The organism is Mycobacterium senriense, assembly GCF_019668465.1.
In the GTDB taxonomy this organism is placed as follows: domain Bacteria; phylum Actinomycetota; class Actinomycetes; order Mycobacteriales; family Mycobacteriaceae; genus Mycobacterium; species Mycobacterium senriense.
In genome coordinates this window covers 5,559,424-5,582,537 of sequence record NZ_AP024828.1, presented here as the reverse complement: position 1 = coordinate 5,582,537, position 23,114 = coordinate 5,559,424, and the positions used below count along the sequence as shown (strand labels likewise).

The following is a 23,114-nucleotide window of genomic DNA, read 5'->3' as shown; positions in this document are numbered from 1 at the left end:
CGTCCAAAACCGGTCAGGGCGAGTGTGTTTCACCGTGTTCGAGGAAGCTTGTCGAAGCGCCCGGGGTGGAGAACAGCGATCTCGGCTCGACCTGCGGCACTGCAGTGGGCTCGACGTGAGACATTGTGCTGAGAAAGGCCGAACCCACTTCGGGGTGCGCGGCTCCTTCCGAAATGGGGTGCGAGGTTATGGGCCGAGCCGCTAAGACGGCCGGGTCCGCCATCTGGAATGGCAAGCCGGGACTGCTGATTCGCTCGCCGGGACGGTCGAACGGAGTTGCCAGCGGGTCGAGCTTGGGCGCGGCGATTTGGCTCTGGCCAGGTATGACGGGCGGCCGGTCGATCACCTTCGGCGGTATCGCGTCCGATCTGCTGGTGTCGTCGCTCTGGGGCACGCCCGTTCTCGCGCCGGGGGTTTCGGGTGGATTCGGCCCGTTCGGCGGGCGGTTCGGACCGCTGTCGCCGCCGTCGCCGGCAGGACCCGCGGTCGATGGCTGCGGCCACGCCGTACTCGCGCCCGTCGCCTGCTCGAGGTACCGTCGCCACGCCTGGAGGTAGCTGAACAGCTGCTGGGTGTAGTCGGCCGGCGCGGGCGGCGCCGGTGACCCCGCAGCGGTGGGCGGCCCCAACGGCATCGGCGGCATGAACGGCATGAAGGGCATGAAGGGCATGAAGGGTGCCATGTTCTGCCCTCCCGCCGGCGCGGTGGGCAGCACAGGCGGCGCGGTCAGGAATGGTGACCCGGCCGCCATGGCCGCCCACTGCTCCAGGAGCTGTCGCCAATTCTGCAGATAGCAGAGCAACTGCTGGTTGTAATCCGTTGCGGGCATGGACATTTGTTGACCTCCAGCTAGTGCGGGACAGGGGACGGAGGGGTGCCGAACGAAAGCCCGGCCGGTGCGTCCAACGGATGCGGTAGCGAGCGCTCGCAGAAACTCGCGTCGAGCATGCGCAGCGCGCGGGTGTCGGCCGGCTCGCGGTTTTCGATGTCGAACACGTAGCAGTAGTCACCGGCCGGCGTCGGCATCCGAATCGGACTCGACAGACCTTGATCGAGGAAGCCGTACGGGAACTCCCAGTAGAGCGCCGGGCTCTTCTCGCGGCGATCGCGACCACCCGATTCGACCCAGATGTAGTGGTCGAGAATGGCATTGACGGCATGTCGCCCCGACTCGCACGCAGACTCCATCGACGTCACCCGGGTGAACGTCTTGTTCCACGTGCCCGCGAAGACCACCGAATTGTTGTGCACCTGGTAGCCACCATGGCGGGCCTGCCAGACATTGTGCTGCGTGAGATCTTCGAGCCACCCGTCCTCATCCGGGGTGGTCGTCCACGACGTTCCGTGCGGGTTCCACGGGTCGCTGCCGGGCCGGTTGTTCCAGTCTCCGACGATGGGAACGAGGTACGGTGACTCGTTGCGAATTACGCGGCCCCGGCCCTGGCCGGGTCCGGTTGCCATGACCAGCCCGCGATCGAGCGCATACCACGCGGGCCACGGCATCACCTCTTCCCCGGCGGATCCCGGGCAGCTGGTGAGCGCGGAGATGATCTGGCGCCACACCTCCGCGGCGATTTCGTCGGGTGTGCAGTCGCGGGCCGCCTTACCCCGCCCGGCTGCGTCGACCAGGTGAGAAGAGGGGGTGTTGAAATCCCCGATGTCGACCGAGAGCACCGAGACGCAGCCGTCGCGGTCAAGAATCGGTCGCTTCTCCCACAATCCAGACTGGTTGATCGACGACAGCGCCCACTCCGTGCCGGTGAGCAGGATGTGCCCGCGGAGCAACTGAAATTGCGTGTCGAAGTAGTACTGGATGCCGCACAGCGTTTGGAACCGATCCCATGGCACCCGTCCCATCTCGTCCATCGAGTACGGATTCCGTCGGTGCTGCGGCCTCGTGGTCCGGGGCTGCAGCGGACCGTCGGGTGGGGGAGGGATGGTGGTGAAACCGTCCAGCCTGGCCACGGTTCCGCCGGTGCCCGCCGAGCGCAGCGCTGTGGTGATGTATTCGGCTGCCGGGGCGTCGACGGCGACGACCGTGTAATCGGGAGCCACCCCGGTGCCGTCGGCGAACGTGATCCGCGCGCGGGGCCGCAGATGGGGTGGCTGAGCCGGGTCGAAGGCCGGAGGGTCGAGGCGATTGGCCGTGTTGTGGACGAAGCTCACGCCGAGTGTGACGAGGTGGCGGTACCAGTGGTCCAGCCACGACTCGGTGGTGGGACCGTTGAGCACCCCGTCGGCCTTGTTGTCGCGGCGGTCCATATTCAGGTAGAGCTGCAGATAGGTGCTCATGTTGGTGCGCGCGTCGCCCCAGACTGAATCGAGAGCGACCAGGATCCTTGGCATTTGACGCAGCAGCATGTCGCAAGTCGGCGAATAGGAGTACTTGTTGATCCCGGTCGCGGGGTCGTGTCCGACCAGGAAGTCGTAGGCGGACACGTTCTGCAGTTCCCGCCCGCGACGCAAAGGGCTGGTGGACAGGTAGTGGAGCAGCCTGCCCAGGTAAGTCCCGACGTCGCTGGGGGTGAAGCCCAATGTTGCGAGTTCGCAGAGGATTCCGAGAAACTCGGCGGGGCTGCGTGGGAGTTCGCTCGGGAAGACGAGGGACGGCCGGTCATGCACAGTCGTGCCCTTGGTGATGACCCGCCGAACGTTGTCGTAGACAGTGCGTGAAGTCGGTGTCCAGCTGGCCTGGCCGCGGGCCGTCGGCGTGAGCTGATAGAGCGGGATGCGCTGGAACAGGTCCCAGATATGTAGGTAGAACGCCGGGAAGAAGCGAAAGCCATGTTCGCCCGCAACCGCTCGCTGCGGGTTGCGCGGCCGACCCCGGCGGCCCGGGAAGGGACGCAGCTCGGCCTGGCTCCCGTCTTGCGTGCCCACCGTCGAATATTGAGAGGCGGCGAGACCGCCGAGCTTGACGGGTGGGTAGGTTCCTGCCGGCTCGGATCCCAGTCCGTTGCGTTCATCCTGTCGGGACTCGTACACCGTGACGACGAAACCGCGCTCGGCGAGTTCGTGAGCGGCGGTCAGGCCGGCGATGCCGGCACCGAGTACCGCCACCGTGGGGCGTCGGTGCTGTGACGCCGGCGTCGTTATGCGCTCGGACATGGTGCCCCCGCGCGAAGTTCGGACAGGAGTGTGGGCTGCGAGGGGGCCCGGACCGCGGCGTGGACGTACGCCAGCAGCGAGTCGTGCGCACGCTGGACGTCATCGAGCGGACCGCGTACGCGCACCCTGCCGTTCTCCACGGCCTGGCCAAGCCCCACCCTGGCATCGAGCAGGTCGAGGATGGTGACTCGCGAGGTGGCGATCCGGGCGCCGGCCGGCTGCGCCGCCCCGTCCGACACCCGAAGTCGAGGACCACCGCTCAGCGAAAACGTCTCGCCGTCGACGTCGAGTTCGACCGCCATCGGGCCGAGCGCTGCGACCAGCAATCGGTAGCTGTCGGGCACCTCGTCCTCCAGGTGCTCGAGTGAGCGCCGCAATAGCGCCGAAATCCGTTCAGCCATAGAGGAACTCGAATACACCGGTGCCGATGAAGTCGAAGGGCTCGCCGTTGATCGTGCCGCTGGCCCGGGTGGTGCCGCCCGTTTCACAGAGCACGGTCGATCGGTCGAGGAACGCCTCGCTCGGCTGCGCCAGGCGGGCATAGGAAAGCGAGCGGAACTCGGCATGCACCCGGTCGCCCGCCCGTGTCGCGGTGATATCCATCCGTGCCGGAACGGCCGGAACCTCTCCGTCCAGCAGCATCCGCATCGGGGGCGGCAGGGTGCAATCGGCCGCGCGGGCGAGCCTGCCGTCCGAGCGCGTCCGCACCGCCGCGTGCCGGAATATCGCGGCGGGCTCGTCGTGGTGCCAGACGTACAGCGCTTGGGACAGACAGCGCAGCCGGCTCCGGTCGGTCGTCTGCAGGAACACCATCGACCACGGGTTCCCGGGTTCGGTGGGCAAAATGGTGCCCCACGTCCAGCCGAAGTCGTCGCCCCACCGGAACCGGCCCCAGTTGTGGTCGTGATAGGCGAGGTCGCCGTCCACCCGGTGTTCGCGACCGCTGATACATAGCGATCCGTCTGCGCGCAGCCGCGGGACGAAGAGCCAGTTGATCCGGCCGTCGCCGAGCGGTTGGTTGCGGACCACGAACGGGCGGCTCGCCGAGGTGAAGCGCAATTCACCCCGAATGTCCTTGTCGGGCAGGTTGATTGTCACGCGGTAGCCATCGGGTAGCACGGTCATCCGGTTGTCGCCGATGGTCAGTTCACCCAGATCGGCCGAGACGTTCAGGGCGCGCTCGTCGAACCGCTCGATGGCGCCGGTCCAGTTCTCGTCGTGAGCGATCACGATGACGCGCGGCGCAAGCCGGACCTCATTCGCGCCGAACTCTTCATTGTTGAGGCTGAAGTTGATCAAGAGCCGCCAGTCGCGTCCGTGGACCACGAAGTGGTGCCACTCCTTGAAACCTGTGGGGCGGGCGGCGGCGAGCACCGGCGCGCGGAGGAAGTCGTTGCGGCCCAGGAGCGCGGTCATCGTAGCCACCGCGTGGTCGGTATGACCGGTGAGACAGCCGGATTCTGCTGTGCCACGGTCGGATTGGCGATCCGCTCGATCGCCGCACCGAGGCTGGCCAGCCCGAGCAGGACGTGCACGAAGTCATCTGGGCCGCGGCACGTGTCGGATCGGCGGTCGTCGTCGGCCAGGGTGTGGACCATCCGGGCCACGCCGACGAGGCCGACCAGGTAGCCGATGAAATTGCTCTGGTCGGCGAGAGCCTCGCGAGGATCGGTGAGCGTCATGCGAACCCCTCGGGCCGCAGGCGGGCCAGGATGGAGTCGTCGAGGTCATGCCCGATGACAACGTCGGCCAGCAGATCCGCCCAGGCATCTGGCGCGGCGTTGGGTGCGGCGGGGCCGTCAAGAACGTTGAGGCTCACCACCTCCCAGACCCGTCGCAGGTTTTCGACGGCTTCGGAGGCGACCAATGCGTCGCGCAGCCGCGCCCCTCGCGGGGTGGCTGCGTAGCGGCGGCCTTCGGCGACGAGTAGGTCGTGCAGCCTGCGGGCGGCCGCGGGGTTGCCCAGCACCGCGCGGCGCGCGCCGACCAGCAACTCGAACGCGGTCCGCTCCGTCCCGCCGGCGTCCTCCGGCGGCGCCGGGCGCAATTGCGGTGCCTCCCGGTCGATGAGGTCGAGAGTGAGCTCACGGATCCGTTCGAGCTCCGCGAGCATGCCGATCATGGATTCGGGGTTCATCGGGTCCGCCCGTGCACGTAGTCCACCAGGTCGGCCAGCATGTCTCGATGGCGGCTGCGGGGGAACCAGTCGAGACCGGCAAGCACTGCTGCCGCCTCCTTGGCATGCTCGGCGGCGACATTCCGGGCGTGTTTAAGCGAACCGGTTCGGTGCATCAGCTCGTAGACCCATCGAATGTCGTTGAGGCTCTTCGCCTCCGAGGGCTGGCGCACCTGCAGCCGAGCCTGGATTTGGGCCCGGCCCGACTGAGACAGTTGCCCGCAGACGGTAAGTCGATCCAGCAACTGGGCCAGCTCCAGCTCGCCGTCGGGTCCCGGTCGGCGCTTGGCCAGGATCGCCACGGCGCGTTCCTGGTCTTTCGGCTCGGCGGATCGCAAGGTGTGCAACAGCATCAGGGTCCGCTTGCCCTCCCAGATGTCGCCGCCGATCTCCTTGCCGTACTCCTCGGGATCCGCTCGCAAGTTCAGTAGGTCGTCGGTGATCTGAAAGGCCGCGCCGAGGTGCCGGCCGAGGGACTCCAGGGGGGCCATTCGCTCGGGTCCGGCGCCGGCCGCGATCGCACCCGCCTGCAGCGGGGTGATGAACGTATACCAGCTGGTCTTGAGCTCCACCATGGTGAGGTAGTCGGCGTCGTCGAGCCGCCAGGTGTTGGACCGTACCCACTCGAGTTCCAGCCCCTGGCCGTCGACGGTCATTCGGGTCATCTTGGCGACGGCTCGCAGGATGCGCAGGGCGGGCCCGAGCCCGACCCGCTCGACGTTGTCCAGCAGCGGTTGCAGCGACAGCGACAACATCGCGTCGCCGACGTTGACGGCGATCGGCACCCCGTGGTCGATGTGCAGCGTGGGTTTTCCGCGCCGCCACCATGATTCGTCCTCGATGTCGTCGTGGATGAGGAACGCGTTGTGGTACAGCTCGAGCGTCGCGGCGGTGGGAAGTATTGCCTCGAGATGGCCGCCGAGGCCGAGGCAGGTGGCGATGCTCAGCGCTGGCCGCAGCGCCTTCCCGCCGCGCAGCGGGTAGTCGAGGATCAGGTCGTAGAGGCCGTTGGATCCGCGCTCCCCGGGGCCGTACAGCCGGTCGATCTCGCCGTCACAGGCCTCCTTGCACAGGGCGAGATAGTCGTCGAGCGGGTTGCAGGCTATCGGGTAGGTGCCGCTGTCACGTGATTCACCCTTTGAGAGCGACGAGGCCTGTGGCATCGGTGATCCTTGTCGCGTAACGGATCCGGGGGGAGAGCTGGATTGCGCCCCCGCTGGTTTCGCCGTCGACCTCCGCGCTGGGGAGGACACTGAATGCAAGGTCGACCGGCTCCTCGCCGGGCGACGCCTCCGGCGCCGCGCCTTGCGCGATCCGCCGGCGACGGCCGATCAAGACCATCCGGGCCGTCGTCTGGGCAGTGCCGTCGAGCGGCTCGAATCGGTACAGCGAGTTGATGTTCGCCGCGGCCAGTATCTGCTCGGCGATGTTGTAATAGCCACTGACCAACTGGTTGAGCTTTTGGAACCCCACGGTATTGGTGACCAGGCAGGACGGCGCCCGATACCCCGCGTTCTCGACGAGGACGCGGGCGCCAATCAGCGAGTCCTGTAGGTCCTGGACGCCGGTTGTTGGGAAGGTGATGATATTGGGCGCTTTTGCGGCCCCAAAGCACTGCTTGAGGACATCGGTGTCGAAGAGGTTGGCGAGGGTCTTGGTCGCTGCCATCGCTGCAGTGAGCAGCGCATCGGGGGTCGGCGCAATCGCCTCCGCGACTGTCAGCTGGATCGTTGGCGGCCCCGCAGCCGGAGGCGGTGGTGGGGCGAGGGGCAGAAAGCCCGCGTTCGTACCCAGCAGGCCATTGGCGACATTGATCTGACCCGGGTCACGGGTATCCCAGTGCGGAATCGCTTGCCAGGCAATGCTGCACTGCCCGAACGCCTCTTTGACTGCTTGGTTGGCATGGGCCAACCGCTCTGCACTCAGGTACATGGCTAGTGCTCCTTGACCGCCCCGGCTGTCGGTACAAATCATGAGACAATTACCACACTCGCGCAATCACTTCAGCAAAGTTTTAAAAGTGGAGTAGTGCACTACTTGTTCAGGAGTGCTACCTCTTGACCGGGGGTCATCTCACCGCGCGCCACCGCGTCACAGTGCGCCAGATGCAGCGGTGCCACGGGGTCGTCGGGCAGCAGCTCGCGGCATCGTTCGAAGGCCGCACGTGCCCCATCGACGTCGCCCGCGTCGAAAAGTGCAAAGGCCTCGTCGAACGCGGGCTGGGCCGCGCGCTTCGCGGCGCGAAGCGGAGCCGAATCCTCGTCGTACACTTCATAAATCGTCACCGGCCGACGTCGATTGACCACCATGACCCGTTCCATGCGCCGCACGTTGAACCGCTCCGACGCAGCGAGGCGCTTGTACGTGTTGTCGGAGATGAGCAAGGCGGATCCGTAGCGCTTGTTGGTGCTCTCGATGCGCGCGGCCAAGTTCACCGCGTCGCCGATGATGGTGAGCACCATGCGGTTCACCCCGCCGACGAGCCCAACTCCGACCATCCCGGTATTGATGCCGATTCCCGCCCGCAGTTCTTCGGATCCGGCCGCTGTTCGCTCCCGGTTGTGTGCGCGCAAAGAGCGCAGCATCGCCAGTCCCGCCCGCACGGCGTCGGGCTCCGACTCGAAGACGGCGACGATCTCGTCCCCGCGTACGTCTTGAATCATGCCGTTGTAGCCGATGATTGGGAGCTCGACGGCACGTAGAAAACCCATCGCCAGGTTGCTCGCCTCGCCGACATTCATGTCCTCGATCATGGTCGTGTAGCCACGGATGTCGCTGATGAGCACCGTCATCTCGCGCTCGACCCGGTAGCCGTTGCGGACGCGGCGAAGGTCGTCGATGTCGAGGATGCGCAGCAGTTCGTTGGGAACGAATCTCGATTGCGCGTCCATCAGGGACTGTCGGTGCTCGTCGGCGGCCCGTAGTCGCGCCTCGAGTTGGAAGTTCCACAGGGGAGCGGCGGCCTGGGCGCACAGGAAGGTGGCCGCCTGCTCGTGGTCGGCGCCGAAGTGTCTGCCGGGCTCGTCCTGCTCGGCGTAGATGACGCCAATTGTCCTGTTATGCACCCTGATCGGAGCGGCGAGTATGGACGGCGCCTGATGCTCGGCGGCGACGATGACCGGCGAGGCGCCATCCAGCACGCGACGCACAACGTCCCTGTCGTAGGCAACCTCGGTCCACGGGCCCTCGACGATCGAGATGTCGCCGTGATCCTGGATGGCCCGGACCGACAGATTCTCGGCTTCGCCGGTGAGGAGCAGGACGCGGCCCGCCCCCGTGGTGTCCGCGACCGACCCCAGAATGATGTTGGCCAAGCCTTCCTGATTCGGCGCCCCCGACAGCGCGCGCACCAGCTGATGCGCGCCGACCGGGTCGATCCCGGTCGAACCCGTCGTAAGGTCGCGTCTGAGTAGCCAAGGGTGCTCCCGCGCGAGCCGGTCCGTACGCACCGCGAAACCCAAATTCAGCCAACGCTGGAACGCCGACCGCAGCATGTGTTCGCGCAGCCTCGTTCGCCCGAGGTCGGAGTAGAGCGCGGCGGCCTCCTCATGAGCGTATGCACTGATCATGGGAAGCTGGCTTTCCTCGGCGAGCTCGATCGCCTGGTGCAGGTAGCGCTCGGCCTTGACGTGTTGTCCGCGCGCTCGTGCCCACGCTCCCTGGATCAGTTCGTGCGGCGCCGCGTAATTTTCCGGTGCGCCCGCGGCCCACTTGCGATGCAGCGCCAACGCCTGGTGTACGAAGTGGGCGGTCGCGCGATCCCGGGGTGCCTGGTGGATCATGCTCAGCGCGCCGATCAGGTAGATCAATTGTGAGATCGCGGTGCCGGCGAGACCGCCGAGATGCTCGATCGCCTCTGGCGTGGCGGCGAGCGCGCCGGCGTAGTCGCCGCACCAGAAGTGCAGGCCCTGCCTCCTGGCCGCGGCCGCGCTCAGCGCCACCTCGTCGCCCTCACGGCGGGCGGCCTCCAGCACGACTCGCTCGTCGTAACCGCTCTCGCCCGCGAGGAGAAAGGGATCGGCGCTGCGGCCCAGCAGGTTGAGGCAGAACTGATGCGTGGCCTGGCACAGGGCACTGGGCACGGGCTGGGAACGGACGTGCGGGATCAGCGAGCTGGCAAGGGCGTCGATCTCCGCGAGCGGACGGCCGGCCCAGAATGACTGGGAGAGCAGGACCGCGACCAGGTATCCGGCGTATTCCTGGTCGCCCTGGTCGAGTGCCTCTACCGCGCTGTCGCGAAGCTCGCCCAAGCCGTCGCGGAGGGGGTGTCGCCAGTGGTGGATGTAGCCCAGGTGCATGAAGACCGTTTGCGGCCGGGTCTCCCTGAACTCCGGGCGCTCGGCGAGCAGCATGCCTACCTCGCCGAAGCGCTGCCCGCCCGCGTGGTCACCGGCCAGCACGAGAACAATCCCATAAGCGGCAACGACCAGCGGCGAGGACAGTGTGTGCCCGTGGGCCAACGTGAGATCGAGCTGCTTGCGCACCAGCAAGGGCAAGAGGTTGGGCCGAACGAGGACCGCCATGCTGCACAGTTCGACAAGAATCCGGTGCAGTGCGATGACCTTCTGGTCATCGCACTGCGGCAATGCCAGCAGCCGCTCGGTACTCCAGCGGCGCATCGTCAGCCTCATCCGGACGATCGCGTTGCCCATGCGTGGCTTGCCTGCGTCCGTCGGCACCCGTTCGCCGAGCTCGGCGAGCGCTTGCAGACCGATCTCGAGCGCCTCCTGCAGACGGTTCTCCGCGACGCGCCCTTTGAGCCGGAGATAAGCGATGCGCGCACGGTCCGGCGGGTCGCGCAGTACCTCCTCGGCCTCGTCGAGTAGCGAATTCAGCGCCGGCACGTCACCCACCAGCAGCGCGGCGTCAGCGGCGTCGAGCTGCAGCTGCCGGGTCAGCTCGAAGTGAGCGGTCCAACGCTGCCCGCCGAGCAGGTTCAGCGCGTCCCGGCAGTAGTCGAGCGCCAAGGGGAACGAAGCCTGGGCCCTTGCTTTTTGTGCCGCACGCCGCAGTACGTCGACATAGCTGACGCGCTCGGCGCTGTCGGTCAGCAGACGCCCGCCGATGCCGAGGTGGCGCGCGGCCTCGAACAACCGGTCGTCCTTCTGCTCGACCAGCCAGCGACCGATTCGCAGGTGTGTCTCGCGGATCTCGTCGTCGGACAGGCCGACTCGCGCCGCCTCGGTCACCCGGTCATGGCTGAAGCGGTACCGGGCGTCGCGGCTGATCGCGTTGGTGATCCGTCTGCCGCCGCTGTCGATTGCCTCGAGCAGACGAAGCTCGAGGCACGCCCAGAGCGCCCTGGCCACCACATCGGGGGGCTGCGCGGCCGCCGCCGTGGCGTCGTTCAGGTCGAACTCGCCACCGAAGCATGACAGCGAACTCAACACCGACCGATCCTGCGGACTCAGCTGACCGAGGTAGCGGCCGAGGAACTCGGCGGCGGTCGCGGTGACCTCGAGCGATGCCAGGACGCGCAGGTCCCAACCGGGGCGCCCGCCCGGCCCCACCGGGAGCAGCGCGCCTTCGCGTTGGGCGCGGTACAGCAGCTGACGGACCTGCAGTGGGTTGCCGCCGGTGCGATGGTGGAACTCGGCGGCCACGTCGCCCAACTCCACGCTCTGGCCGCACACGTCGGCCAGCAGCTCCTTGACGTCTTCGGGGGCCAGCGGTTGAAGTTCGATGGTGCTGAGATTTTCCGACTTGATCCCCCCGGCGTCCGGGTCGAACTCACCCGCGCGGTGCCCGCCGACAACCAGGACGTTGCGAAGCGACACCGTCAACAGTTCGGACAACAGCAGGAGCGTGTCTCGGTCGGCCCACTGCAGGTCATCGATCGCCAGCACCACCGGACGGTAGGACGCGGTGGTCGACACCAGCAGGATGGCAGCGCGGTGCAAACGATGGCGAGCGTCCGCCGCGTCGAGATCGGCATGGCTCGAGGACTCGCCGAGCACCGCCGCCAATCCGGGCACGAGTGGCGAGAGCACGCCCGCAAATCCCGACATCTCGCTGACGAGGTCGGCACGCCAACGATCACGCTCGGCCGGGCCGGTGGCCTCCATGGTGCGGACAACTGAGCTCAGTGCGTCGGCCAACGCCGAGTAGGGAGCCGGCCCGCCGTCTCGACACCTTCCGTAGGCAAATACGCAGTTGCGACGGGAGATTTCGACGCCGAACGCCTGGATGAGCGTCGACTTTCCCACCCCTGGGACCCCGCTGAGCAGGACGCACCCTCCGCTGACCCGTTCGGACGTCGCCACTGCGGTCCGGAGTTCACTGAGCTCCTGCCGTCGGTCGGCCACCCGGCCGTCGAGATCCAGTACCGGAGTCGTCACGGTCCGGGGCACTCCGTGCTGAGCGCCGTCCGCCGGATGGCGCTGCTAGGGGATCGCGAGTCGGAGCGCATATGCATGGCGGTTCCCCTCCACGGGAAATGTCCACGGCGGGTAGTGCAGAGCAGCATAGCCCAATACCAGGCGCTTTCCGAGATAACAGCCTGACGGCAGGGGCGCCGCCCAGCAAATGGAGTGACCGCCTAGGCCTAGGTCGGCTTGAAGGCGTCCGCGGGTTGGGCCAGCGCCAGCGCCGAGCTGGTGCCCAGCGGTCCGTGCCGGTCGAACAGCGTCGCGGCGCCGGTGGCGACCCCGGCTGTGCTGTAGTGGCTCTGGGCGGCCAGACCGAGAAATTCACCGTCGGGCAACCGGCTCGCGGTGACGGTGTAGTCGGCGTTGATGTAGCGCAATCCGCCGGTGCCCCAATGGGTGAGCGAGCTGGTGATGTCGCCGACGAAGGCCAGGCGGGTGAACGGCGTGAGTGGGTGGCCGTGCACCATCGGGCGAAACAGCCGGGCCCAGGCGAACTTCTGGGAATGGGTCTGTGCCCATTCGCCGGCGGCGATTCCGGGGCTGCCTTCCAGTGTGGCGCCATACCCCCAGATGAGAAACGGCATCTCGGCTGCGAAGCCGTCCGAGGACGTTGGGAGCGGCGGCATCTGCGCGGGCGACGACCACACCCGCCCGTCGGGATGATCACCGCGGCGCAGGAACAGCGCGCTGGCCCGTGCGACGAGGATGCCGTTCTGCACCATGCTGCCGTCGACCAGCTTGATGCGCCGGCCCTCCCGCTGCACCGAGGTCTGGATCTGCACCGGCTCCATCAGGGCCGGGCGCAACAGGTCGACGGTGAACCGGGCCGGCTGCAGGTCCGCGTCGATGCCGGATTGCTCTATGCCCCAACCCAACAGGCCGCCGACGATCTGGCCGCCCATGGCCGCGCCCCACGGGCCCCGCGTCATCTGGCCCGGAACGTAGGAGTCGCCGTCTACAGTGAAAAACGCCTCGGGCATGATGGCGGAATCCTCGATCGTCACCGCTATCACGATAGGGCAGCAGGATAGTAAGGACCGGGCATGCCTCCAGTGATCGAAATTCCGCGCGGCCACAACCCGTTCCCGCTGACCGGAGTCTCACGCGGCTGCGATGGCATTCCGCGCTATGACGAGCTGCCCGCCACCCTGCTGGACATGCTCGCCGAACAGGTTGACGCTCGTCCGGACGCCGAAGCCCTGGTCGAGCTGGGCGCGGACCGGCTGACGTACCGGCAGCTCTGGGACCGGGCGGCGCGCGTGGCCGGCGGGCTGCGCGCCGGCGGCCTGAAGCCGGGCGACCGCGTCGCGGTGCGTTATCCCGCCGGAATCGACTGGGCGCTGGCGTTCTGGGGCATCGTGATGGCCGGTGGCGTTGTGGTGGCGGTCAATACGCGATCGGCGCAACCCGAGGTCGAGTTCGTCCTGTCCGACTCCGGTGCGCAGGTGGATCTGGCGCCCGGCGCTGCGCTGCCCGACGGGCAGCCCTACGTCACCGAGCAACTCGGTCGCAACGACACGGCCGCGCTCTTCTACACCTCGGGCACCACCGGCCATCCCAAGGGCGTGCCTACCACGCACGAGGCATTCCTGACCAACACCGAGAACGCGATTCGCTGTCTGCAGCAGCCGCGGGATCTCGGTGAGGCGATGCGCACGCTCATCTCGGTTCCGCTGTTCCATGTGACCGGTTGCAACACGCAGCTGCTGGCCGCGGCCCGGCTCGGCGGAGCCTCGGTCATCATGCCCACGCTCAACCTGGACGCGGTGCTCACCGCGCTGACCGCCGAGCGCGTTTCGGTGATGGTCACCGTCCCGGCGATCTACTCGTTGCTGTTGCGGCACAGCGGTTTTGCCGAACTCGATGTGTCGAACGTGCGGTGGGTGGGCTACGGCGGTGCCCCGATCGCCCCGTCGCTGGTGCGCTCGGTGAAGGACGCGTTCGGCCACGCCACGGTGTTCAACGGCTATGGCATGACGGAGACGGCATCGCTGATGACGGTGCTGCCCGACCGCGAGGCCGTCGAGCACGCCGACTCGGTCGGTTACGCCGTCCCGTCGGTGGACCTCGGGGTAATCCCGTTCGGGGATGATCCCGGAGTGGGTGAGTTGGTGGCGCGGGGCGCCAATGTGACTGCCGGCTACTGGAATCGGCCGGAGGCCACCGCCGGCACCTTCGCGGACGGCTGGCTGCACACCGGTGACGTGGTGCGCGTCGACGACGCCGGCCGGGTGCACATCGTCGACCGGCTCAAGGACATCATCAACCGCGGTGGCGAGAACGTCTCCAGCGTCGAGGTGGAGGCCGTGCTGCTGGCGGCGCCCCACGTGGCTGACGCCTGCGTGCTCGGGGTTCCCGACGACATCATGGGGGAGAAGGTAGGGGCGGTGTTGTTCGGCGGTGACGATGAGATCGACGTGCCCGCGGTGCTCGACCACTGCCGCGGCCAGCTGGCCGACTTCAAAGTGCCGCAATACGTCACGGTGGTCGACCGCGCCCTGCCGCGCAACGCCGGCGGCAAACTGCTCAAGGCCAGGCTCCGCGAGCAGGTCCAATGGGGCGAGCCGCTGCGATGAACGCGAGCCTGCTGGTCGCCAACCGCGGCGAGATCGCACTTCGAATCATCCGCACCGCAATCGAATTGGGCATGCGGACGGTCGCGGTCTACGCCGAGGACGATGCGGACAGCCCGCATGTGCACGCGGCCGACGAGGCGATCGGCCTGCCGGGCGGGGGCCCGCGGGCCTACCTGGACCAGGCCGCCGTGCTGGCGGCGGCGAAAAGCTCCGGCGCGAGCCTGATCCACCCCGGTTACGGGTTCCTCAGCGAGAACGCCGAATTCGCCGACGCCTGCGCGGCGGGCGGTTACACATTCGTGGGTCCCGACGCCCGGGTGCTCGAGCTGCTCGGCAACAAGACGTCGGCCCGGGGCGCCGCGATGGCCGCCGGGGTGCCGGTGCTGCCCGCGACCGAGGGACCGAGCAGCGTCGAGGACATCAAGGCATTCTTCGCCGCGCACGCCGGCGGCATCATGATCAAGGCCCTCGCCGGCGGCGGCGGGCGTGGAATGCGCAAGGTGCACAGCGCCGATCAGGTCGACGATGCCTACCAGCGCTGCGCCGCCGAAGCGCAGCTGGGCTTCGGCGACCCCGCGCTGTTCGCCGAGGCGCTGCTGACCGACGCCCGCCACATCGAGGTGCAGGTCGTCGCCGCGCCGGCCGGCCATCAGACGCACGCACACGCCGTCGGCGACCGCGACTGCAGCATCCAGCGGCGCTACCAGAAACTGATCGAAACCGCTCCCGCCCAAGGCCTTTCGGGCGAGCTGCGGCGTGCCCTGCACCGTGCGGCGGTGCGGCTGTGCGCCCGCGTCGGCCTGCGCGGGCTGGCCACCGTCGAATTCCTGGTCACCGGCGAGGAATTCGTCTTCCTCGAGGTCAACCCACGCATCCAGGTCGAGCACACCGTCACCGAGGAAACCACCGGGCTCGACCTGGTGGCCGTCCAGCTGGCCATCGCCGGCGGTGCGTCCTTCTACCAGCTGGGGCTGGCGTCCGGAATCGCCTCCGACGGTATGGAAGTCATCGGCGAGCCGGCCGCTCGCCGCGGCGTCGCCATTCAGCTCAGGGTCAACACGGAGACCTTCGGGCCCGACTTCTCCGTCGTCGGATCGGCGGGCACGCTCACGGCGTTCTCCCCGCCCAGCGGACCCGGCGTGCGCGTCGACACGTACGGCCGGGCGGGACTGGTGATAAGTCCCCAGTACGATTCGCTGCTGGCCAAGCTCATTGTGAGCGTGCACGGCTCATCGTGGCAGGCGGCGGTGCGCAAGGCGCGCACCGCGCTGGCCGAATTCGACATCGAGGGCGTCCACACCAACATCGGATTCCTGCGCGCGCTGCTGACCGATGACCGGATCGAATCCGGTTGGGTGAGCACAGGTTTCCTCGATGAGAGGCTGCCCGAACTGGCCCGGGCCGCGCAGTCTCACGAGCAAGGACCGCGGGTGGCGGCGGTCGAGCTCTATCCCGGCGAGGACGCGCTGCGCGCGCAGATGGCCGGCACCGTGGTCGAGGTGGCGGCCGAGGGAGCCGAATACGCCGCGGGCGGTCAGCTGGTTGTCCTGGAAGCGATGAAAATGCAGCACGTGCTCGTCGCGCCGGACGAGCTGCGAACCGTCCGGGTTCTGGTCAGGCCCGGGCAGGTGGTCGGGACCGGAGACCCGCTGCTGGTCTTCACCCGGACGGAGGCGGCCGGGGACGACGAGTCCGTCTCGGCCGCAATGGATCTCGACCGCCCGCGCGCCGATCTGGACGAGGTCGTGCACCGGCATTCCCTGACCCTGGACGAGGGCCGCCAGGCCGCGGTCGCCAAGCGGCACAGCCGAGGTCGGCGCACCGCGCGGGAGAACATCGCCGACCTCATCGATCCCGACAGCTTCGTCGAATACGGTGCGCTGGCCATTGCGGCGCAGCGCAGCCGCCGCTCCGACGAGGACCTGATCGCCAACACCCCGGCCGACGGACTGGTCGCCGGCCTGGCCACCATCGGCGCGGACCGGTTCGGGCGGGCCGCGGCGCAGGCCGTCGTGGCGTCCTACGACTACACCGTGCTGGCCGGTACGCAGGGCATGCGCAACCACGCCAAGACCGACCGCGTGTTCGACCTCGCCGCGCGAAAGCGGTTGCCGGTTGTGCTGTTCGCCGAGGGCGGCGGGGGCAGGCCGGGGGACACCGACGTCGGCGGTGCCGCCGGGCTGGACGTTCCGACCTTCCGGATGCTGGCGGCACTGAGTGGGAAGGTGCCGCTGGTGTCGGTCGTGTCGGGCCGGTGCTTCGCCGGCAACGCCGCGCTGGCCGGCGTGTGCGACGTGATCATCGCAACACCGGACGCGAACATCGGGATGGGCGGCCCGGCGATGATCGAGGGTGGCGGGCTGGGCGTGTATCCGCCGGAGGCGATCGGGCCGATCGGGGTGCAGCGCCGCAACGGCGTGGTCGGCCTGGTCGCCAGGGACGAGTCGCACGCGGTCGCGCTGGCCAAGCAATACCTCTCGTATTTTCAGGGCACTTTGAGCGACTGGACGGTGCCCGACCCGCGGCTGGCCCGGCATGTGGTGCCGCAGAACCGGTTACGCGCCTACGACGTGCATCGGGCCATCGAGGCGATCGTCGACGTCGGTTCCGTGCTGGAACTGCGGGCGGACTACGGCGTAGGCATCGTCACCGCGCTGGTGCGCGTCGAGGGAGTGCCGTACGGGTTGATCGCCAACAGCACCGACCATTTGGGCGGCGCGATCGATGCCGAGGCGGCCGACAAGACGGGCGACTTCCTCACCCTCTGCGAATCGTTTGGGCTGCCGGTGATCTCGTTGTGCGACACCCCGGGATTCATGGTCGGGCCCGACGCAGAGATCCAGGCGGCGGTTCGCCGGTTCGGCCGGATGTTCGTCCTGGGTGCCCGGCTGACGGTGCCGCTGGGAATGATCATCTTGCGCAAAGGTTATGGGCTCGGCGCGATGGCGATGGCCGGCGGTTCATTCCGCGCGCCGCACTTCACCGTGGCGTGGCCCACGGGCGAGATCGGTGGCATGGGCCTGGAGGGCGCTGTGCGCCTCGGGTTCAGCAAAGAGCTGGCCGCGGTTGAGGATCCCGCCGAGCGGCAGGCCCTGTTCGATCGCCTGGTGGCCGCGGCATACGAGCACGGCAAGGCGCTGCGGGCGGCCACCACGTTCGAACTGGACGACGTCATAGACCCAGCAGCCTCCCGGGCCTGGATCACCAGGCTCCCGGGTGGCTGAAGGGTTCAGCGATTATGCGTGGCCGGAGCCGCAGCCGACGCCCGGCAGACAGCCCTGCCCGCCCGGAATGCCGCCGGGGCCCGCGTTCTGCCCGCCGGAGCCGCAGCCGACGCCCGGCACGCAGCCCTGGCCGCCCGGACCGCCGCCGGGACCGTTGAACTGGCCACCGGACCCGCAGTTTCCATTGGGGTCGCAGCCGCCGCCGCCCGGGTCGTCCTTGAAGATCACGTGGGTAGGCGCGGGGGAGTTGGCGGCCGGTCCCGCGACGTAGACATCAGCAGCCGCAGCAGGCGCGGCAGCGATGGCCGCAGCGACAGCCCCGGCAACAACCAGCGGTTTCATGAGTGTCAATTTCGATAGCATGCGCGTGGCATACCACCTCAACACATGTTCAAAACATCGCGAATAAAATTCGACGGCAAACAATGTTCCCGCTGCTCAACGGCGGCTCTCAGCGCGACGGAAGGCCCAACACCATGACCTCACAAGATCTGACCGGCCGCACCGCGATCATCACCGGCGCGTCGCGCGGAATCGGGCTGTCGATCGCCCAGCAGCTGGCGGCCGCGGGGGCCAACGTGGTGCTCACCGCGCGCAAGCAGGAGGCCGCCGACGAGGCCGCCGCCCAGGTGGGGAAGCAGGCCCTCGGGGTGGGCGCCCACGCGGTTGACGAGGACGCGGCGCGCCGCTGCGTCGAGCTCACGCTGCAGCGCTTCGGCAGCGTCGACATCCTGATCAACAACGCCGGAACCAACCCGGCATACGGTCCGCTGATCGACCAGGATCACGCCCGCTTCACCAAGATCTTCGACGTCAACCTGTGGGCACCGCTGCTGTGGACCTCGCTCGTGGTCAGGTCGTGGATGGGTGAGCACGGCGGGACGATCGTCAACACGGCCTCCATCGGCGGCATGCATCAATCGCCGGCGATGGGCATGTACAACGCCACCAAGGCCGCGCTGATCCACGTCACCAAGCAACTGGCGCTGGAACTTTCGCCGCGCATCAGGGTCAATGCGATATGCCCGGGTGTGGTCCGCACCAGGCTCGCCGAGGCGCTGTGGAAGGACCACGAGGACCCGCTGGCGTCGTCGATCGCGCTGGGCCGCATCGGGGAGCCGATCGACGTGGCCGCGGCCGTCGCCTTTCTGGTGTCCGACGCCGCGAGCTGGATCACCGGCGAGACCATGGTGATCGACGGTGGCCTGCTGCTGGGTGCCGCACAGGGATTTCAGTCCGCACCGGGCGGCGGGCAATGACCGCCGTCGATACGACCGACCTGGACGCACGGGTGCAGGCCCTGCTCGACGAGCACGACCCGGTGACCAGCGACCCACGCGATTTCCTTGGCGCACAATACGATGCGGGGCTGGCGTGGGTGCATCTACCGCACGGTTTCGGCGGCCTGGATCTGCCGCGCACCGCTCAGGAGCGCGTCAATGCGCGGCTGGCCGCCGCCGGCGCGCCGGTGGGCGGCACCCGCAAGAACTACATCGGCATGGGCATGGCGGCGCCGACGATCGCGGCCTTCGGCACGGACGAACAGAAGCGAAAGTTCCTGCGCCCGTTGTTCACCGGTGAACAGATCTACTGCCAGCTGTTCAGCGAGCCAGGCGCCGGATCCGACCTGGCCGGGGTGGCCACCCGTGCGGTGCGAGACGGCGACGACTGGATTGTCAACGGCCAGAAGGTGTGGACCTCGCAGGCGCAGCACGCGCAAATGGCCATCCTGGTCGCGCGGACCGATCCGGCCGTGCCGAAGCATCACGGTCTGACCTACTTTCTCTGCGACCTGACCCAACCGGGGGTCGATATCCGGCCGCTGCGCCAGATCACCGGCGAGGCGGAATTCAACGAGGTGTTCCTCACCGACGTCCGGGTGCCCGATGCCAATCGGCTCGGCCCGGAGGGCGGCGGCTGGCGGGTCGCGACCACCACGCTCAACAACGAACGCGTCGCCATCGGGTCGCGTGCCGGCGTCCCGCGGGAAGGCGGCCACATCGGCAAGGTCACCGCGGCCTGGCGCGACGAGCCCGCACTGCGCAACCCCGCGATGCACGACCAGTTGATGCGGCTGTGGGTCGAGGCGGAGGTTCTTCGGCTCGCCGGTGAACGGTTGCGGCAACAGGCGGCCACCGGCCAGCCCGGCCCCGAGGGCGCCGGCATGAAGGTGGCTTTCGCCAAACTGGCGCAAGCGATTTCGGGATTCGAGATCGAATTGCACGGCGAATCCGGGTTGTACTACGACGACTGGACCATGCGCAGGCCCGAGACGGTCGACCTGGTCGGTCGCGGGCCCGGCTACCGCTACCTGCGGGCGCGCGGCAACTCGATCGAGGGCGGCACGTCAGAAATCCTGCGCAACACCATCTCCGAGCGCATCCTCGGCCTGCCGGGTGAACATCGTGTCGACAAGGACGTCGCGTGGAAGGACCTGCCGCGATGAGCGAGCACACCGCCGACCTGCTGTACTCCGACACCGAAGAGGCATTGCGGTCCGGCGTCCGTCAGCTGTTCGCCGAGCGGTGCCCGCCCGAAACGGTCACGCGCGCCTATGACCCTCAACCGCAAGACTTTTCGGGAGTGTGGCGCACGCTGGCCACCGAGCTGGGCGTGGCCGGCCTGCTGGTTCCGGAGTCGCTGGGCGGCGCCGACGCCAGCGCCCGCGAGGCCGCCGTGGTCATGGAGGAGATCGGCCGGGCCGTCGCCCCGGTGCCGTTCCTGTCCAGCGCGGTCCTCGCCACGATCGCGCTGCTGCGTGCCGGTGACACCGAGACCGTCTCGGCGCTGGCCCAGGGCGAGCTGACGGCGGCGTTGGTGGTGCCGCTGTCGAGCGCACCGGGCGACCCGATCACGTGCGTCAGCGGCGGCGCCGACGGGCTGAGCGGGTCGGTCACCAGCGTGGCCGGGGCCGACGCGGCCGACGTGCTGGTGGTCCCGGTCGCCGGGAGCGACGGGCTCCAGCTGCACACCGTCGCCCGCGACGCTGCGGGCGTGCAGATCTCCCCGGCGCTCACGCTGGACATGACCAGACCCCTTGCCGCCGTGTCGTTTTCTGGATCTCCGTCGTCCCAGGTCGGGGCGGGCGGCGCGCCGATCACCGAAGCCATCCGGACCGGGGCGGCCCTGCTGGCGTCCGAGCAACTCGGGGTCGCCCAATGGTGCTTCGAGACCACGCTGGAGTACGCCAGGCAGCGCAGGCAGTTCGGCCGCACAATCGGCTCCTACCAGGCGATCAAGCACCGGCTGGCCGACCTGTGGTTCGAGGTCGGTGCGGCGACGGCCGCGGGCCGCTACGCGGCCGACGCCTGCGCCGGAGGCGGCACCGACGCGGACGCGGCGGCGGCCATCGCCCAGGCCTACTGCAGCGATGTCGCCGTGCACGCCGCCGAGGAGTGCGTGCAACTGCATGGCGGCATTGGGATGACCTGGGAATATCCGGCCCACCTGTACCTCAAGCGGGCCAAGAGCGACCAGTTGGCATTCGGCACCGCCTACCGTCACCGCGCCCGCCTGGCCGAATTGGTGGACCTGCCGGCGTTCTGAGGTTCGGCGCCGCCGCATGCTTGAGCTCGCGGTGATTTTTACGCGTGCGCTGGCGAAAGCCGGCCGCGGCGCCGGAATTTGCTGCGAGGCTCGCGCCCCGGCGCCCGGCCGGCGATAGGGTTTGCCGACCAGGCAGGTGGGAGTGGCGCGAATGCGGGTGTTGCTGTCGGCGTACGACTCGCGCGGCGGCGTCGAGCCGCTCGCCGCGCTCGCGGTGCAGCTGCGGGCTCTCGGCGTCGACGCGCGGGTGAGCGCGCCGCCGGACGCCGAATTCGTCGAGCTACTGGGCCGTGTCGGGGTGCCGCTGCTGCCGTTCGGCGATTCACTGCGGGCGATGAAGACCGGGGCGATGCCGTCGGAGGCGGACCTGCGCCGGCACCTGGACGGGCTGATCGCCGTGCAATTCGACGCCGTGGCCGCCGCGGCCGAGGGCTGCGACGCGCTGGTGGTGGCCGGCTTCCCGCCGGCCGCCGCGGCCGCCCGATCGGTCGCCGAGAGCCTGGGGATCCGCTACATCTACGTCAGTTACCAGCCCACCATCCTGCCGTCGCCGCACCACCCCCCGCCGACGTACGCCAACGGGCCCTTCCCGCCGGGCACGGTCGACAACCGGCTGCTGTGGCAACTCGACGCCCTGCACATGCAGGAGCCGTTCGGCGCGACGCTCAACGGTCACCGGGCGGCTATCGGACTGCCCGCGCTGGACAACCTGCGCGACTATGCGCTGACCGACCGCCCTTGGCTGGCGACCGATCCGATCCTCGACCCGTGGCAGCCCGCCGACCTCGACGTCGTCCAGACCGGCGCCTGGCTGCTGCGCGACGAACGCCCGCTGCCGGCCGAGTTGGTCCAATTCCTCGACGCCGGCGCACCGCCGGTCTATGTGGGCTTCGGCAGCATGCCGATGCGCGCCTCGCGAGACGTCGCGCGGACGGCCATCGAGGCGATCCGCGCGCAGGGCCGCCGGGCCGTGGTCTCGCGCGGCTGGGCCGACCTGGCCCCGGTCGACGACCGGGACGACTGCCTGGCCGTCGGCGAGGTCAACCACCAGGCGCTGTTCGGGAGGGTCGCCGCCGTCGTGCACCACGGCGGGGCGGGCACCACGACGACGGCCGCCCGCGCCGGCGCGCCGCAGGTGGTGGTGCCCCAGGGGGCCGACCAGCCCTACTGGGCGACCCGCGTGCGCGACCTGGGCATCGGCACCGCCCATGACGGCCCCGCCCCGACCACCGAGTCGCTGTCGGCCGCGCTCGAGGCGGTCCTGACCGACCAGACCTGCGCGCGGGCGAGATCCGTGGCCGCCACGATCCGCACCGACGGCACCGCGGTGGCCGCGACGCTGCTGATGACCGCGCTAACGCGGTAGCGCCGACGCGAACAGCTCCGTCATCGCGTCCCAATGCCGCTCGGCCGCGGCGGCGTTGTACGGCGCGTTATCCGGAACCGCGAACCCGTGGCCGGCCGAATACCACTCGATGGTGTGCTCGACACCGGCCGCCGTCAGCGCCTTGTCGAGCTGCTCGGCGTGACCGGCGGTGAACGACGCGTCGTTCTCTGCGCCGCCCACGTACACCGTGGCGCTCATCCGGTCGGCCAGCAGGTGCGGGGTGTCCTCGGTGTCGGTCACCAGGCCGCCGCCGTGGAAGGACGCCGCCGCGGCCACCCGGTCGGGCAGCCGCCCGGCCACCATCAGCGACGTCCGGCCGCCCATGCAGTAGCCGCACACCCCGAATCGCTCGCCGACCACCTCCGGGCGCGCGGCCAGATAGTCGAAGAACGCGCCGGCGTCGGCGGCCATCCGGTCGGGGGTCACGCTGCCGATCATCGAGAACAGGCGCCCGCGCTCCTTCTTGTCGCTGAAGACGGTCGCCATGTCGAACGGCGCCCAGTCCGCGGTGCGGTAGTAGACGTCGGGAAGCAGCACGGCGTAGCCGAAGCCGGCCAGCTTGGCGGCCATCTGCTGGAACGTGTCGCGCACGCCGCCGGCGTCGGGATACATGACCACACCGGGCCACGGGACTTGGGATTCCGGGCCGTCGGGGGTGAACAAGTGCACCGTGCAGGTGCCATCGGGGGTGGTGACGACGTCGATGATCTTCGGCATGGCACCCGTTCT

General features: G+C 68.8%; 16 protein-coding genes and 1 pseudogene. 6 read left to right on the top strand and 11 right to left on the bottom strand.

All coding sequences use genetic code 11. From position 1 onward, the window contains the following. Nucleotides 1–13: 13 nt before the first annotated feature. From MTY59_RS26045 to MTY59_RS26005, 9 genes and pseudogenes are all read right to left on the bottom strand, one after another. A pseudogene (locus MTY59_RS26045) lies at nt 14–3,108 on the bottom strand (FAD-dependent oxidoreductase). Further along, nucleotides 3,093–3,509: an SCP-2 sterol transfer family protein gene (locus MTY59_RS26040; RefSeq protein ID WP_221043703.1), complete on the bottom strand. Its 417-nt coding sequence runs from the start codon at nt 3,507–3,509 to the stop codon at nt 3,093–3,095. The pseudogene MTY59_RS26045 and the gene MTY59_RS26040 overlap by 16 nt, the downstream one beginning before the upstream one ends. Further along, complete coding sequence (locus MTY59_RS26035; protein ID WP_221043702.1) at nt 3,502–4,524, bottom strand: hypothetical protein; 1,023 nt, start codon at nt 4,522–4,524, stop codon at nt 3,502–3,504. Before MTY59_RS26035 ends, MTY59_RS26040 begins: the two co-directional genes overlap by 8 nt. Beyond that, nucleotides 4,521–4,790, bottom strand: coding sequence for a hypothetical protein (locus MTY59_RS26030; protein ID WP_221043701.1), 270 nt, complete (start codon nt 4,788–4,790; stop codon nt 4,521–4,523). The genes MTY59_RS26035 and MTY59_RS26030 overlap by 4 nt, the downstream gene beginning before the upstream one ends. Then, nucleotides 4,787–5,245: a hypothetical protein gene (locus MTY59_RS26025; protein WP_221043700.1), complete on the bottom strand. Its 459-nt coding sequence runs from the start codon at nt 5,243–5,245 to the stop codon at nt 4,787–4,789. The genes MTY59_RS26030 and MTY59_RS26025 overlap by 4 nt, the downstream gene beginning before the upstream one ends. Beyond that, a complete protein-coding gene (locus MTY59_RS26020; protein WP_221043699.1) occupies nt 5,242–6,447 on the bottom strand; it encodes a polyprenyl synthetase family protein in 1,206 nt (401 codons plus the stop codon). Before MTY59_RS26020 ends, MTY59_RS26025 begins: the two co-directional genes overlap by 4 nt. After that, nucleotides 6,416–7,216, bottom strand: a complete 801-nt coding sequence (locus tag MTY59_RS26015; protein WP_221043698.1) for a hypothetical protein — start codon at nt 7,214–7,216, stop codon at nt 6,416–6,418. Before MTY59_RS26015 ends, MTY59_RS26020 begins: the two co-directional genes overlap by 32 nt. 101 nt (nt 7,217–7,317) lie before the next feature. Continuing rightward, complete coding sequence (locus MTY59_RS26010; RefSeq protein WP_221043697.1) at nt 7,318–11,622, bottom strand: AAA family ATPase; 4,305 nt, start codon at nt 11,620–11,622, stop codon at nt 7,318–7,320. A 206-nt stretch (nt 11,623–11,828) separates the two neighbouring features. Further along, nucleotides 11,829–12,656 carry a thioesterase family protein gene (locus MTY59_RS26005; protein ID WP_221043696.1) on the bottom strand — a complete coding sequence of 276 codons (828 nt, stop codon included), beginning with the start codon at nt 12,654–12,656 and terminating at the stop codon, nt 11,829–11,831. A 39-nt stretch (nt 12,657–12,695) separates the two neighbouring features. On the opposite strand from MTY59_RS26005, the gene MTY59_RS26000 reads away from it, so the two are divergent. Both MTY59_RS26000 and MTY59_RS25995 read left to right on the top strand, forming a co-directional pair. Continuing rightward, the gene (locus tag MTY59_RS26000) at nt 12,696–14,228 is read left to right on the top strand and encodes a class I adenylate-forming enzyme family protein (RefSeq protein WP_221043695.1); all 1,533 of its coding nucleotides are present in this window, start codon (nt 12,696–12,698) and stop codon (nt 14,226–14,228) included. Next, nucleotides 14,225–17,452, top strand: coding sequence for a carboxyl transferase domain-containing protein (locus tag MTY59_RS25995; RefSeq protein WP_221046666.1), 3,228 nt, complete (start codon nt 14,225–14,227; stop codon nt 17,450–17,452). The genes MTY59_RS26000 and MTY59_RS25995 overlap by 4 nt, the downstream gene beginning before the upstream one ends. Nucleotides 17,453–17,464: 12 nt before the next feature. On the opposite strand, the gene MTY59_RS25990 is transcribed toward MTY59_RS25995, so the two are convergent. Next, nucleotides 17,465–17,794: a PE-PGRS family protein gene (locus tag MTY59_RS25990; RefSeq protein ID WP_221046665.1), complete on the bottom strand. Its 330-nt coding sequence runs from the start codon at nt 17,792–17,794 to the stop codon at nt 17,465–17,467. 134 nt (nt 17,795–17,928) lie between these two features. Between MTY59_RS25990 and MTY59_RS25985 the strand changes: the two genes are divergently transcribed. The 4 genes from MTY59_RS25985 to MTY59_RS25970 all read left to right on the top strand — a co-directional run bounded on the left by MTY59_RS25985 (nt 17,929) and on the right by MTY59_RS25970 (nt 22,364). Then, on the top strand, nt 17,929–18,711 hold the full coding sequence (locus MTY59_RS25985; protein WP_221043694.1) for an SDR family oxidoreductase: 783 nt from the start codon (nt 17,929–17,931) through the stop codon (nt 18,709–18,711). Beyond that, complete coding sequence (locus tag MTY59_RS25980) at nt 18,708–19,898, top strand: acyl-CoA dehydrogenase family protein (RefSeq protein WP_221043693.1); 1,191 nt, start codon at nt 18,708–18,710, stop codon at nt 19,896–19,898. The genes MTY59_RS25985 and MTY59_RS25980 overlap by 4 nt, the downstream gene beginning before the upstream one ends. Beyond that, entirely contained in the window at nt 19,895–20,998 is a 1,104-nt protein-coding gene (locus tag MTY59_RS25975) for an acyl-CoA dehydrogenase family protein (RefSeq protein ID WP_221043692.1), read from the top strand. Before MTY59_RS25980 ends, MTY59_RS25975 begins: the two co-directional genes overlap by 4 nt. A 151-nt stretch (nt 20,999–21,149) precedes the next feature. After that, complete coding sequence (locus tag MTY59_RS25970) at nt 21,150–22,364, top strand: glycosyltransferase (RefSeq protein WP_221043691.1); 1,215 nt, start codon at nt 21,150–21,152, stop codon at nt 22,362–22,364. Here the strand turns inward: MTY59_RS25970 and MTY59_RS25965 are convergent. Continuing rightward, complete coding sequence (locus MTY59_RS25965; RefSeq protein WP_221043690.1) at nt 22,353–23,102, bottom strand: dienelactone hydrolase family protein; 750 nt, start codon at nt 23,100–23,102, stop codon at nt 22,353–22,355. The two genes, MTY59_RS25970 and MTY59_RS25965, sit on opposite strands and share 12 nt — an antisense overlap. Nucleotides 23,103–23,114 lie beyond the last annotated feature (12 nt).